Here is a 13,700-nt window from a genome sequence, read left to right on the forward strand (position 1 = left end):
TCTGGAACTTGAAACTACCACCAATTATTCGGTTTTGCCACAAATCCCGCAGAATTCTCAAGAGCATACGCCGAATTAAGCAAATCGCCTTCTTCCCATGGACGGCCGATAAGCTGAAGCCCAAGCGGAAGCCCCTCTGAATTGAGCCCTGTCGGAACCGAAATTCCAGGCAATCCAGCGAGGTTCACCGTAACTGTAAACACGTCGTTCAGATACATTTTCACAGGGTCAGCATCGTTCATCTCGCCAAGTCCAAACGCCGCCGACGGTGTCGCAGGTGTCAGGATTGCATCCACACCCGCAGCGAAGACATCATCAAAGTCTTTCTTGATCAATGCTCTAACGCGGCGCGCACGGTTGTAATAGGCATCATAGAAGCCCGCAGAGAGAACATATGTTCCGACCATCACGCGGCGCTGAACCTCGTGTCCGAACCCTTCGGCGCGGGTCTTTTCGTACATATCATCAATGCCGTCCCCTGCCGAAAGCGTCGCGCGGTGGCCATAACGAACACCATCATAGCGTGCAAGGTTCGAAGAGGCCTCGGCCGGAGCGATAACGTAGTAAGCAGGCAAGGCATACTTGGTGTGCGGCAAGCTGATATCGACGATCTCCGCACCCGCATCGCGCAACATCTGGGTACCTTCGGACCAGAGCTTCTCGATTTCGGCGGGCATTCCATCCATGTGGTATTCAGCGGGGATACCGATTTTCTTGCCTTTGATATCGCCCGTCAGCGCGGCCTCAAAATTCGGCACAGGAATGTTGGCGCTCGTGCTGTCCTTGGCGTCATGGCTTGCCATTGCTTCCATCATGATCGCTGCATCACGCACGGTCTTAGTCATTGGGCCCGCTTGGTCGAGCGAACTGGCGAATGCCACAACGCCCCAACGCGATACGCGGCCATATGTCGGCTTAAGGCCAACAATGCCAGTAAACGCCGCAGGTTGGCGAATTGAACCGCCTGTATCTGTGCCCGTTGCCGCAAGACATAGGTCAGCTGCCACAGCACTTGCGCTTCCGCCTGACGAACCACCGGGCGTAAGATCAGCGTTGCTGCCCTCACGGCGCCAAGGGTTGATCGCGTTGCCATATGTGGACGTTTCGTTGCTAGAACCCATGGCGAACTCGTCCATGTTGAGTTTGCCCAACATAACCGCACCACTGTCCCAGAGGTTCTGAGTTACGGTGCTTTCATACTCGGGCTTGAACCCTTCGAGGATTGCAGAGGCCGCCTGACTCGGAACGCCTTTGGTACAGAACAGATCCTTGATCCCAAGTGGAATACCGCACATCGCGGGCGCATCGCCCTTTGAAACGCGCGCATCCGCAGCGGCGGCCTGTTCGCGCGCAATCTCTGGTGTGTTGTGCACAAAAGCATTCAACGCGTTCGCGCCCTCAATGGCGCCCAAACAAGCGTCTGTGAGTTCGACCGATGTGAAATCCCCTTTGCGCAGTCCGTCACGTGCGCCAGAAATCGTTAGTTTATTCAGATCGCTCATTATTCTACTACCTTCGGCACCGCAAAAAAGCCTTCGCGAGAATCGGGCGCATTTGCCAGAATTTTGTCTTGCTGATTGCCATCTGTCACAACATCGTCACGACGCTTGAGAAGCTGTGGCGTCACCGATGTCATGGGCTCTATTCCCTCGACATCCACCTCATTGAGCTGCTCGATAAATCCGAGGATGGTGTTAAATTCTTCTGCCAGTGCAGGCAGCGCATCATCAGCAACGCGAATACGTGCCAGTTTCGCCACACGCGCGGCGGTGTCCTTGTCGATCGACATGGGAGTCTCCGTCAGCTCAATTCGAATAATTCGTGCCTAGCATTTAACGCGCACAGCCGATGTGGGCAAGGCCACAATGCCCTATCCAATCAGGATTACAAGCCACGCCGCCCCTGCCGCAATCGCGCTTATTGCAACGCCCGCGCTTCCTGCGTCCTTGGCGGCCTTGGCCATCGGGTGATACGCAGGAGATAGGTAATCAATGCAACGCTCAATCGCAGTATTGAAGCACTCGGCGGCCAAGACCAGGATTCCGAGCGCGATAATCAAGGCCCGTTCAGCCGTAGTCAGGTCCAGAACCAATGCCAAAGTGATCGACGCAGCATTGGCAACGATCCATTGCTGAAGGCTCGGTTCCTCTCTCCACATCATGCGCCAACCCTGCCAAGACCACTTGGCTCGATCTATGATCCGTTTGATTTGCTCAATAATCATGCGCTGCCATTCTCTAGGTAATATCGCACGGCATCCTGAACGCGCCGAAACCGATCTCCGCCTAGTTTAGTGCCGCCATACCAGCGCGTCACCACAACAATATGATTCCGCAATCCTTCGCGCTCGAGCATACGCAAAATAACCGTCCCTGCGCCACTTTCTCCGTCATCCGCCTTGAGCGGACCATCCTCAAGCAATACCGCCCAAGTGTTATGCGTGGCCTTGGCGTATTTCTTTTGCCGCTTGAGGGTTTTGATAAATTTCTGTGCTTCCTCGCGCGTAGAAACGGGGCCGCCGGCAACCGCATATTTGCTGCCTCTATCCGTCAGAAATCCCTCAAACTGTCGCATTACGCACCAGAAATAGCGGTCTGAACCGCCTGAATCCGTTCCGAATTTGAGGGGTGCGATCCAAGAAATTGCTGACCGGGGTCGGGTATACGTGTGAAATACCCAACGCCGACGCGCGGATCGAACCCAGCCTCAAGCGCGATGAGCGCACCCAGCTTATCCGCCTCTATTTCGTGGTTCTTGGAGAACTGCCGCGATCCCACAAACGCCCCGATGTCACGGGCGGCTTCGATTGCCTCGGCGTCCGCTCCAAAGATCGTTGCGGTCAAACTTCCGAGCATCGCCCCTTGATAGGCTGTCTCGGATTGCTGCTGAATATGGCCCGCCACGTGATGCGCGGCCTCGTGCCCGATGACAAAGGCCAGTTCGTCGTCGTTCTGAACCTCGTCCAGCAATGGGATTGTCACGGCGAGAACGGGGCGTCCATTCTTGGTAATGAACTGATACGCATTGGGCGGTTGGTTCGCGCGATCATCCATAACGATCAGGAAATCACACTGGTTGAATGCGTCCGCCTCTTGGCACATCCGCTCGGCGACCGGCTCAATCCGCCCCGCAATCCTTACAAAATCAGCCTCTCGCAAACCGGCACCACTGGTGCGCACGGTTTCCTCATTTGGCGCGGCTTCCACCACTTGGGGCGCTGGCGGCGGCGGGGCAACACAGCCCGCTACGCATACCGAAACGGCAAAAACCTGAATTAACTTCATTCATGCATCCTCAACTTCCTGTATTTTTTAACAGGTCACCTTTATTTTTTCCAGTCTGCACAGGGGTCTACTTGCATTTATTCACCCTGTGATTACAGTTAAGTCATGTTTACAATCGAGCACGACTTCGAAGCCACAATTATCACCCTTATTGATGAGGGAGAGCCTTATCTGCAAGGTGATGTGACGATCAATGCCTTTCAGGATTGCGTTACAATCGAGCAACTTGATCCCCAAACAGACAGGCTCCAGCGCGTGACCATGTCTATGACCCAGCTTCGCGAGCTCGCCACTGCGCTTGATCTGCCTGAAGGCAGCTATCGTTTTGAAATCGACGAGAGCAAACCAAAGTAGCAAATTTCTGGTGCTTACCTTGCCAGACGGGCGCGATTGCGGCACATCTTCGTTCAATTCAATCTTGAAAGCGCGGGCGTCTGTCCCGACATGATGAAAAACACAACGAGGACCTATGCCCACTCCCAATCCCCAAGCGTTGGATTTTCTGCTAACGCGCCGCTCGCGCCCCGCCAAGACACTTACCCTCCCTATTCCTTCAGCCGACGACCTGCGCCCAATCCTTGAGGCCGCAGCACGCACCCCTGACCACGGCAAACTAGAGCCATGGCGGTTCGTTGTCCTTCAGGGGGCAGCCCTGTCTCGTCTCGCGGAGTTAACAGAGCGACGCGGCCAAGAGTTGGCGCTTGAGCCAGAGAAAATCGACAAGGCAAAATCACAGTTCGCGAATGCGGGACTCGTCGTTGCTGTCATTTCCTCGCCAAAACCATCCGAAAAAGTTCCGCATATCGAGCAGCTCTATTCCGCAGGTGCTGTCTGCTTGGCGCTATTGAATGCCGCACTGGCATCTGGTTGGGGCGCGAATTGGCTTACCGGCTGGATGGCGTTTGATGCGCCGTTCCTTACAGAAGGGCTTCACCTCGCAGACGGAGAAGCCGTCGCGGGTTTTATGCATATCGGCACAGAAACAAGTGCGCCGCCTGATCGTCCGCGCCCTGACCTTGACGCTATCACATCTTGGGTAAACGAATGATATTTCAAGACTTTATGAAATCTCTGTCACAGCTATCCGACCCCAGATTTCGCTCGGTCCTATGGCGGGGCGTCGGGCTCTCGGTGCTATTGCTGTTTGCGATCTATGCTCTCTTTGTGATGGCAATCAAGGTATTCGTGCCCGAAGCAATCGATTTACCGCTAATTGGCGAGGTAACCTTCCTCAAGAGCCTGTTTAGCTGGGGCACGCTGCTCCTGATGATCCCGCTGTCGATGCTTCTGATGATCCCGGTCGCCAGTGCATTTACCGGATTTTTCCTTGATGAAGTCGCCACCGCGGTCGAGGATCGCCACTACCCGTATCTTGCCGCGCCACCGTCGCAACCGCTTGGCGATACCATTGTAGACACCATTAATTTCTTTGGCTTGATGATTGGCCTCAATATCATCGGCCTGATTGTCTTTCCGTTCTTCGGGCCCTTGGCCCCCCTAATGTTTTTAGGATTGAACGGATTTTTGCTCGGTCGAGAGTATTTTCAGATGGCCGCAATGCGACGTATCGGGCGTGTCGAAGGGCGCAAACTCCAACGAAGCAACAGCGGCGAAATCTGGCTCGCGGGCGCACTGATGGCGCTGCCGCTTTTTGTGCCAATTGTTAACCTTTTCGTACCGGTTCTGGCCGCTGCCACCTTTACGCATATGTTCCAGCGTTTACGAGGCTAGCGCGGTAGCGGCTCTGGTCCGAGGCGATTCATCCAGTCGAAATCGCGCACTGTAATGGTGCCCGTTACGATAATCGTAAAGATGATCGCCCACACGACCAGCGCAATGAGCGTCACAATAATCGCGCGTTTTTTGAGCTGGGGATTTGCAGGCGCCGACGAATGCGTCCCCGGCACGATGTCGCCCGTGTCCTGTTGTGTTTTAAGGCGGATTGGCAGCACGACAAACAAGGTCATGAACCAGATAACCGCATAGAGTACCAGTGCAGATGTAACAGCCATTATACTTGCTCCAATTCCACTAACGTACCATTAAAATCCTTTGGATGCAGGAAAAGTACCGGCTTCCCGTGCGCGCCGATCTTGGGCTCGCCGCTTCCCAAAACACGCGCGCCTTGGGTCTCAAGCTGCTTCTTTGCTGCCTGAATATCCTTGACTTCGTAACAAATGTGGTGAATCCCGCCCGCAGGGTTTTTCTCTAGAAACCGCTCAATCGGGCTTGCTTCTCCGAGGGGATACAGCAGCTCGATCTTGGTGTTAGGGAGTTCGATGAAAACCACCGTAACACCGTGGTCTGGCTCATCCTGAGGCGCACCAACTTTGGCCCCAAGGGTATCACGATACTGTGCGGCGGCGGCATCCAAATCCGGCACCGCAATCGCCACATGATTCAATCGACCGATCATCGTTAACTCCTCAAGGTCCGCTGTCTATGCCGTTATCCGCGCTCTAGGTGCGCAACGCAAGTGCGACAGAAACGCACCTCCGATTAACCCAACGTTATCCTTTCTGTGGTCTTAATACGAATCTGCCAAGCTCGTCCCGCACAAGTTGTATTGATTGGAAAAGGAAATGAACGATTTTGAGAAATTGATCACCTGCCCGCTGCCAACCCCTGCTCGCCCCCTTCTCGGGCTGACAATTCTGGTTGTCGAAGACAGCAGATATGCAAGCGAAGCGATGCGCCTCCTGTGCCTTCGGTCCGGTGCACGGATTCGTCGCGCGGATTGTCTTCGGTCCGCTCGCAAGCATCTTCAGGTCTATAGTCCGAACGTTGTGATCGTAGACATGGGCCTTCCGGACGGATCGGGTAAAGAGCTTCTGGCAGAACTAAGTAGCGTAACGGACCCCAAGCCTATCCTACTTGCGACATCGGGCGATAAGGAGGCCGCTCAAGACGCACAGAAGGCAGGAGCTGTCGGATTTCTGCCCAAGCCTGTGAGCAATCTGGCGTTCTTTCAAAGTTTTATACTCGCACATCTACCGAGCGATCACCTTCCCCGCGGCCCTCGCCCTGTCAGCGCAGAAGAGATAATGCCCGATGAGCTTGCTCTTCACGATGACTTCGCGCAGATCGAAAACACGCTCTCCCATTCTGCGGATAAGGACACGCTAGAATATTTGGCGAATTTTCTTGCGGGCCTTGCACAATCCGCGCAAGACCCCTCTCTTGCCAAGGCCGCCGAAGCGCTCACACGCAATGACGGGCAGCCAAGGAACAACGACATCATTCAAATCTCAACGCTCTTGCGCAAGCGGAGACAGGCACAGCGCGCTATCTAGAGCGTCGGATCAGACGAAACTCGTATTGGTGCCGTAAGGTCCCGTAGGCTTTGCTTTTGCTTACCATCTTCGTCGAAATTTTGCGGCGAAAGCCATGTGGAAAACGCAGTATTCAGCGCCGGCCATTCCTTATCAATCGCTGCAAACCAAGCAGTATCACGGTTTCGCCCCTTAACGACAGTGGCCTGCCGAAAGACACCTTCATAGCTAAGCCCAAGGCGCTCCGCCGCCCTTCTCGACCCCGCATTATTATCATCGCACTTCCATTCGAAACGCCGATAACCGGCCTCAAAGGCCCATTTCATCATAAGGTAAAAGGCCTCCGTCGCAGCGCGCGTTCGTTGAAGCTCAGGCGCAAAATTGACGTGACCGACCTCAATGCTACCACTTTCTGGTGCAATCCTAAGGTAACTCAAAACTCCGCAGAACAGGCCAGTTTCGAGATTGCGGATCGCATAAAAATACGGGTCTGTTCCGCTCGCAACGTTATCAACCCATGCCTGATACGCGCCCGCGCTCTCGAATGGCCCATAAGGCAGATAATCCCAGATCGCGTGATCCACCGCGTTCGCTCGGTGTATTTCGTCGGCATGTCGCGCAGCATTCAGCCGCTCCAATGCCACGTATGCGCCCTTCATCAAAGTCTGATCCGGAAATGCTGGAACCTGCCAGTTCTCAACACTTTCCCCGAATTTCTTCTCTCTTGTCATCCTGTCCCCAGCATTTGCTTTCTTTTGCCCCAATCCTGCCCAAGTCGGCCGCCATATATTGCACAGTAGCTGCCAGTGGGACCAACATGAGCTTTGTTCAACGTACACAATTTGACAGAAAAAAAGTCAATGACGCCATTGATTGGAGTGTATTTTTTACGGGCCTTGCAAGCCTTGTGTTCGCCATCGCAATGACCGTGGCGACCCATACTGACAAAAGAAATGCGGACTTGATGATTGAAACAGTCTCGACCCTCCAGTCGCCTAGCTGATTATGCCCGCTGCTCCCTTTAGGTCCAGCCCAGGGAACACCTGTTGCTCTAACGTAGACACAGAAGTGCCAAACAACCCGCGCATTGCCATCGCTGCATAAGCACGCACATCCTGCGTCGGCATCAAATCTCGGCCCTGATACAAGTCAGCGTCCTTAAGTCCCGGCCAGTCGCCATACACTTTGCCTCCACGCAATGCGCCACCGGCCATCACCGAAAGCCCGCCCGTTCCGTGATCGGTTCCTTGGGTTCCGTTTTCACGAGCAGTACGCCCGAATTCGGTCATCGCGATTATCGTTGTCTTGTCCCACACGGGCCCCAAATCCTGCTGAAGTTTCAGGATTACATCCGAGAGGTTCCCGAGCGCGCGCTTGAGTGAACCTGCTTGGTTCCGATGAGTATCCCAACCCGTGATCGAGAAGGAAGCGATCCGTGTTTCTTCTCTCAATCGAGCGGCGGTGAAAGCTGCGATATTCTTATAACCGCTCATCTTTTTGGCTTGGGTCTGTGCGAATTGCATCGCCTCTGTTGGGGACAAATCGGAGGGCATTTCCGCGTAGCCCTCTAAGCTCGTCGTCAGGTCAAAAGCATCGTCCAAGCTGGACATGAACAGCGGATCGTCCTGATACGTGAGGCCCAACAAGAGCTTCGTCGGATCAGAGATATCCATGCGGGCATCCGGTGCCCAACTCGACACATCAGCCTTACCTTTCAAAACAAGCATCTCTTCGCGACCGACGGAATACGCCGTTTGATAATCCGCATCTGGAATGGTTTGCAGCAATCGGTTAAGCCACCCGCCACGGACACCGCCGTTATCCACGCCTGCGGTTCCTGCTTCGAGAATATCTTGGCCCGCGAAATGGCTGCGTTTATCCCGATACGGCGTCGACACGGCGTGCGCAAAGGCGAGTTGCTCGGACTTCCACAGTGGCATCAACGGCGCAAGGGCGGGGTGAAGCGCAAACATACCAGTAAGCGGCTTAGCGTTCTTCGAGGCCTTTGACAGAGTTGGACGAAGTTTGCCAAACCCTTTGTCGCCAACAGGCTGCACCACATCCAAACCATCCATACCACCGCGCAAGATGATAACCACGAGCCTCTGGTCCGACGGGGTTGCGGCAAGTGAAATGGGCGTCAGAAGCGGACTCGCCGCCGCGGAACATCCCAGCGCCGAAGCCCGAATAAGCAAATCACGGCGGGATAAGGTACTATTGGTCATGCTCTACCTCTTCTGAAATTCTGGCGCAGCAAGAGCGAGCCCTATGCCGTCCCATTTTGTTTCTGCACCAGTCACAGCAAACCGAACCTTTGAGTTTAGCCGCTCCCCCAGCGCAGTTTGGGCAAACGCGATCGGATCGGGTGGTGTGCCGCCCGCGGCTTTCACAAGGACTTGGGGAACATTCATCGCCCACTGGATACGCGCTGCGAGCCCTTGCGGATTCACCCATGCTTCTGCGTTTTCTGGCCAGCCGTCCGGACCGAGCGGGCGCTCCCATGGTTGCCCCATTAACGTAAGGGGTGTCTGAAACAGCAACTCGGATTTCTTACGGTTCAATCCCATAACTTGGTGCGCAGGGATGTCGAGCGCACGCAATGAAGACGCAACAAAATCAAACGGTTGCTTCACTTTGGCTGGCTGGTAATCCCATGCCGAAGGGTGAGCGACCATCGCGGTATAACAAGCAATAAGAGAGCCGTCGTTCTCAAGGTAAGCCTGACTGATCGCCTCTACGAGTTCCGGGTCTGGAGTATCCGAAACGAAGTGCACAGCGAGTTTTTGAGCGATATGCGCGGCGGTTGCGGGGTGTGCCGCAATATCGGTAAGTGCCGCGTGAATCGATCGCAGCCGCGCACGCGGGCCGCTATATACGTTATCAAGAACCTTCTCTTCGCCCGGCTCCGCACGTTGTGGAAAGAACTTGGTCCCATCCTCGAATGTGTAACGAATGCCTGCCAGCAACTCTGCAAATTCTCGCACATCGATTTGCGAATAACCTGCATTCACACCAAGCGTATGAAGCTCAAGAATCTCACGCGCTAAGTTCTCGTTCAATCCGCCTTTCTTGCGTTTCGCGAACGAGCTGTTCGGACCGACAGAAGCGTTTTGATCGAGGTACTGCAACATTGCAGGATGCAACGAGGCGGCGATGAGAAGGTCCGCAAAATTTCCGGTGATATTTGGGCGAATGGCTTCTTCGACGTATGGTGTGACGAGGGTACCATAATAGCGGCCTCCTCCGACCACAGTAAAATGATCCGCCCAGAAACGCACAAGGCGTTCACGAAATCCGAATTGCGCATTGGCGTACCGAGCAAGGCTTGCATTGAAGTCCTGAACGCTTTCGTTGCGCGTCGTATTCACCAAACGCTGAAGCTTTTTGCGGGTTTCTTTCTCGACCTTGGGGTCTTTGGCTTGCCGTACTTGTTTGCTTACTTCCTTCATTCGCAGCGATCTTTTTCGCAAACTCGAGAAGGTCGGAATCGGAAAATCCGCTGCCATATCGTCAGGGCGCAAGAGTTCTGCGAGCAGATCAGTTTGCGAAGCAGGCGGCGCAAGGCGCGGCGATAAACCCGCGCCAAATCGGGTGGCTGCCAACTCTGAATCAAAGGCCATATAGCGTATCCTCGTTTCGTACCGCACTCACTCTATTAAATAAGTAAGTGCGATACTCGCGGAAAATACCCCTTTGAAATTTTTCTAAGCTGAAACCTGCCGATACAAAAACACCGACCACTTGGGCCGGTGTTTTCTGTTTAGTCCTGTGGGATTACCCGAAGGCCCAGCTCCATGAGTTGATCGCTCATTGGCTCGCTCGGCGCATTCATCATCAGATCCTCTGCGCGTTGGTTCATCGGGAACATGATGACTTCGCGGATGTTCGCTTCTTCTGCCAAGAGCATAACGATACGGTCGATACCTGCGGCACAACCACCGTGGGGAGGCGCGCCGTATTTGAACGCATTCACCATACCGCCAAAGCGCTTGTTCACTTCGTCGGCGCCGTATCCTGCGATCTCGAAAGCTTTATACATGATCTCTGGTCGGTGGTTCCGAATCGCGCCCGACACTAGCTCATAGCCGTTACATGCAAGGTCATACTGATACCCCAGCACATCAAGCGGGTTCCCTTCGAGGGCTTCCATTCCACCTTGCGGCATCGAGAACGGGTTGTGCTCGAAGTCAATCTTGCCAGTTTCTTCGTCAGCTTCGTAGATCGGGAAGTCGACGATCCACGCAAAGGCAAAGCGCTCTTTGTCTGTCAGGCCAAGCTCTTCGCCGATCACGTTGCGCGCACGTCCCGCGACCGCTTCAAACGCCTTAGGCTTACCAGCAAGGAAGAACGCAGCATCGCCAACGCCCAATCCGAGTTGCTGGCGGATTGCCTCTGTGCGCTCTGGACCGATGTTTTTCGCCAACGGGCCAGCAGCTTCCATGCCTTCGCCCTGATCGCGCCAGAAGATATACCCCATACCTGGAAGGCCTTCGCCCTGCGCGAACTTATTCATCCGGTCACAGAATTTGCGCGAGCCACCTTTCGGTGCTGGAATTGCGCGCACTTCGGTGCCTTCATTCTCAAGCAGCTTCGCAAAGATCGCAAAGCCCGAACCACGGAAGTGATCGGAAACAACCTGCATCTTGATCGGGTTACGCAGGTCAGGCTTGTCCGAACCATACCAAAGCGCAGCATCACGATAGGAGATTTGCTCCCACGTCTGATCGACCTTCTTGCCGCCGCCGAACTCTTCAAAGATACCGGTGATTACAGGCTGGATTGTGTCGAACACGTCCTGCTGTGTTACGAAGGACATCTCCATGTCGAGCTGATAGAAATCGGTAGGCGAGCGATCCGCGCGCGGATCCTCATCGCGGAAACACGGCGCGATCTGGAAGTATTTGTCGTATCCCGACACCATGATCAGCTGTTTGAACTGCTGCGGAGCCTGCGGAAGCGCATAGAACTTGCCGGGATGCTGACGCGAAGGAACGAGGAAGTCGCGCGCGCCTTCGGGGCTGGAGGCCGTGATGATCGGGGTTTGATACTCGCGGAAGCCACCATCCCACATGCGGCGACGCATGGATGCCACAACATCCGAACGCAACTTCATGTTGTTCTGCAATTTCTCGCGGCGCAGATCGAGGTAGCGGTACTTGAGGCGTGTTTCCTCTGGATATTCCTGATCACCAAAGACCATCAACGGAAGCTCGTCGGCTTTGCCGAGAATCTCAAGGTCACGAATGAAAACTTCGATCTCACCTGTTGGGATCGCTTTGTTCACAAGGCTCTCGTCGCGCGCCATGACGTTACCGTCGATACGGATACACCACTCAGAGCGCACCTTTTCCAACTCCGCAAACACGGGGCTGTCCGGATCAGCCATCACCTGCGTCACGCCATAGTGGTCGCGCAGGTCGATAAACAGCAAGCCACCATGATCACGCACCCGATGCACCCAACCCGAGAGACGAACGTTGTCTCCTACATTGGCGCTGGTCAATTCGGCGCAAGTGTGGCTGCGATAGGCGTGCATGGCGTTATCCTTTGAAACACGGGAATTATAACTGTCCGTGCGATACATCCCGATAGAGCGTGAAAGTCAAGGGATAGGGCAAAAAAACGCTGCGCAAGATCGCAACAGGGCGGGTGAAACGGCGACAGGGTGACGAATTTGTTGGGCGCGGCCGACCGATTGCGATATTGGCCTCGCGAATACAAACTAAAATATTCAGTAGAATACATCCAAGAGTTAGCATGCCCAATAGTCAATCCGCGCCGCTTCGCGACCATCTTCTTGTACTTCTGTTTATTAGTCTAGCAGTCGTTCTTTCCATATTTATGATCGGCGACACGAGTTCACCAGATCTGAAAGCGCTCTGGACAGCAGGTGAGTTTTACGCGAGCGGTCAATACAAACAAATTTATCCCACTGACACGACACACTTCACTATGACGGCTCCTAGCGAATGGGTATCTCACCTATTTGAGCGCGAGCACGAGGGGCAAATTTTCCCGTACATTTACCCGCCAATTTGGGCAGCGCTTGCAGCTAAAGTCACGACACTGATTTCATACTCTCAACTTCTGTCCATAACAAACGTTTTGAATCCTGCTCTAATAGGGCTAACGATCTACATGGCATGGCGCGCGGGAGACAAGCACATCTCGGCACCGATATTCACACTTGTAGGCTTGGTAGTCATTCTAGGAACTACATGCGGAATGATTGCACTTTTTCAGAATCAGCCCCAAATTTTAGTGAGTTTTCTCATCGTATGCGCGATCGAGCGTAGCGTAAATGGCGGCTCCCGTATGGCGGGCGCTGCACTCGGAATTGCGGCAGCAATCAAACTCTACCCAGTAATTTTTGCGATCTTCCTCTTTGCACGCGGAGATCGAAATAGTCTCATTGCGTTCATTGGAGTTGGTGGGGGACTGGGGCTGTTATCAATAGCATTGGCTGGCTGGCCAATGCATGCGCAATTTCTCCAACAGATTGCGGCCATCAGTTCAGGTGCCCTCCTAACACCGATCAGCTACTCAATCGATGCCACTATAGCCAATCTAATGTTCCAAGATTCGCTGAAACTAATCCCCGCGACCCTATTCGAAACAAATGAAGCGGGGGCCTTGAGAGTAAACATAAGTAGTGATGCGGGCTGGAAGGTCATACCAAAATCTGAAGTCTGGGTACTACTTGATCGAGTACTTTTCTTCGGAACAATATTGGCTATGAGCATTCTCATGCGAAGACGTTCGCGAGATATAGCGGTCTGGCCATTTGCGATCACCCTACTAGCGCTCGTTTCGCCGCTGACCTGGGTCTATCATTATTTACCGGCACTGGCGTTCGCACCAATGCTGTTGGAGCGCTTAAACGTTAAAGTCGCAACATACATACTCTTGATTTATGTTGCGTCGAATACGCTAGGTGTTTTGCCCTATTACCGCATGATACCAACTGATTTTAATATTCTTCAGCTAATGGGCACATTTTCTATGGCGCTATATGCTACAGTCTGGGGATACGTTCTTCTTCGACATCCTAGAAACGCACCTTAATTCTCATGAATCCGTTCGCGAGGGGTTGCACCTTGCTGCGCCATGTCTATAACCCACGACAATTTGCTTACATCTGCTG

General features: G+C 53.8%; 16 protein-coding genes. 5 read left to right on the forward strand and 11 right to left on the reverse strand.

Annotated elements, in window-relative coordinates; genetic code table 11:
* Window positions 1-14 precede the first annotated feature (14 nt).
* From gatA to ACFE33_RS11555, 5 genes are all read right to left on the reverse strand, one after another.
* Window positions 15-1,502 (reverse strand): Asp-tRNA(Asn)/Glu-tRNA(Gln) amidotransferase subunit GatA, encoded by a 1,488-nt coding sequence (gatA, locus tag ACFE33_RS11535; protein WP_380053482.1) that lies wholly within the window; start codon window positions 1,500-1,502, stop codon window positions 15-17.
* Window positions 1,502-1,789, reverse strand: a complete 288-nt coding sequence (gene gatC / locus ACFE33_RS11540; RefSeq protein WP_380053485.1) for an Asp-tRNA(Asn)/Glu-tRNA(Gln) amidotransferase subunit GatC — start codon at window positions 1,787-1,789, stop codon at window positions 1,502-1,504. Before gatC ends, gatA begins: the two co-directional genes overlap by 1 nt.
* 81 nt (window positions 1,790-1,870) lie before the next feature.
* Window positions 1,871-2,224: a diacylglycerol kinase gene (locus tag ACFE33_RS11545; protein WP_380053488.1), complete on the reverse strand. Its 354-nt coding sequence runs from the start codon at window positions 2,222-2,224 to the stop codon at window positions 1,871-1,873.
* Window positions 2,221-2,574, reverse strand: coding sequence for a YigZ family protein (locus tag ACFE33_RS11550; protein ID WP_380053491.1), 354 nt, complete (start codon window positions 2,572-2,574; stop codon window positions 2,221-2,223). Before ACFE33_RS11550 ends, ACFE33_RS11545 begins: the two co-directional genes overlap by 4 nt.
* Window positions 2,574-3,284 (reverse strand): M48 family metalloprotease, encoded by a 711-nt coding sequence (locus tag ACFE33_RS11555; RefSeq protein WP_380053494.1) that lies wholly within the window; start codon window positions 3,282-3,284, stop codon window positions 2,574-2,576. Before ACFE33_RS11555 ends, ACFE33_RS11550 begins: the two co-directional genes overlap by 1 nt.
* Before the next feature lie 105 nt (window positions 3,285-3,389).
* On the opposite strand from ACFE33_RS11555, the gene ACFE33_RS11560 reads away from it, so the two are divergent.
* From ACFE33_RS11560 to ACFE33_RS11570, 3 genes are all read left to right on the forward strand, one after another.
* On the forward strand, window positions 3,390-3,638 hold the full coding sequence (locus ACFE33_RS11560; RefSeq protein WP_380053496.1) for a hypothetical protein: 249 nt from the start codon (window positions 3,390-3,392) through the stop codon (window positions 3,636-3,638).
* 115 nt (window positions 3,639-3,753) lie between these two features.
* Window positions 3,754-4,332 (forward strand): nitroreductase, encoded by a 579-nt coding sequence (locus ACFE33_RS11565; protein WP_380053499.1) that lies wholly within the window; start codon window positions 3,754-3,756, stop codon window positions 4,330-4,332.
* A complete protein-coding gene (locus tag ACFE33_RS11570; protein WP_380053501.1) occupies window positions 4,329-5,015 on the forward strand; it encodes an EI24 domain-containing protein in 687 nt (228 codons plus the stop codon). Before ACFE33_RS11565 ends, ACFE33_RS11570 begins: the two co-directional genes overlap by 4 nt.
* Here ACFE33_RS11570 and ACFE33_RS11575 read toward each other — a convergent pair.
* Window positions 5,012-5,296: a DUF1467 family protein gene (locus ACFE33_RS11575; protein WP_380053504.1), complete on the reverse strand. Its 285-nt coding sequence runs from the start codon at window positions 5,294-5,296 to the stop codon at window positions 5,012-5,014. The genes ACFE33_RS11570 and ACFE33_RS11575 overlap by 4 nt on opposite strands.
* On the reverse strand, window positions 5,296-5,700 hold the full coding sequence (mce, locus tag ACFE33_RS11580) for a methylmalonyl-CoA epimerase (protein ID WP_380053506.1): 405 nt from the start codon (window positions 5,698-5,700) through the stop codon (window positions 5,296-5,298). Before mce ends, ACFE33_RS11575 begins: the two co-directional genes overlap by 1 nt.
* A 166-nt stretch (window positions 5,701-5,866) precedes the next feature.
* Here mce and ACFE33_RS11585 point away from each other — a divergent pair, with 166 nt between their 5' ends.
* Complete coding sequence (locus ACFE33_RS11585; RefSeq protein WP_380053508.1) at window positions 5,867-6,577, forward strand: response regulator; 711 nt, start codon at window positions 5,867-5,869, stop codon at window positions 6,575-6,577.
* On the opposite strand, the gene ACFE33_RS11590 is transcribed toward ACFE33_RS11585, so the two are convergent.
* The 4 genes from ACFE33_RS11590 to aspS form a co-directional block, all read right to left on the reverse strand.
* Window positions 6,574-7,287, reverse strand: a complete 714-nt coding sequence (locus ACFE33_RS11590; protein WP_380053510.1) for a GNAT family N-acetyltransferase — start codon at window positions 7,285-7,287, stop codon at window positions 6,574-6,576. The genes ACFE33_RS11585 and ACFE33_RS11590 overlap by 4 nt on opposite strands.
* A 264-nt stretch (window positions 7,288-7,551) precedes the next feature.
* Complete coding sequence (locus ACFE33_RS11595) at window positions 7,552-8,781, reverse strand: DUF1501 domain-containing protein (RefSeq protein ID WP_380053513.1); 1,230 nt, start codon at window positions 8,779-8,781, stop codon at window positions 7,552-7,554.
* Window positions 8,782-8,784: 3 nt separating this feature from the next.
* Complete coding sequence (locus ACFE33_RS11600; protein ID WP_380053515.1) at window positions 8,785-10,176, reverse strand: DUF1800 family protein; 1,392 nt, start codon at window positions 10,174-10,176, stop codon at window positions 8,785-8,787.
* Between the two features lie 140 nt (window positions 10,177-10,316).
* Window positions 10,317-12,092, reverse strand: coding sequence for an aspartate--tRNA ligase (gene aspS / locus ACFE33_RS11605; protein ID WP_380053518.1), 1,776 nt, complete (start codon window positions 12,090-12,092; stop codon window positions 10,317-10,319).
* 221 nt (window positions 12,093-12,313) lie between these two features.
* On the opposite strand from aspS, the gene ACFE33_RS11610 reads away from it, so the two are divergent.
* A complete protein-coding gene (locus tag ACFE33_RS11610; RefSeq protein WP_380053520.1) occupies window positions 12,314-13,621 on the forward strand; it encodes a glycosyltransferase 87 family protein in 1,308 nt (435 codons plus the stop codon).
* Window positions 13,622-13,700 lie beyond the last annotated feature (79 nt).

Origin of the sequence: Falsihalocynthiibacter sp. SS001, assembly GCF_042445055.1 — a bacterium.
GTDB lineage: Bacteria > Pseudomonadota > Alphaproteobacteria > Rhodobacterales > Rhodobacteraceae > Falsihalocynthiibacter.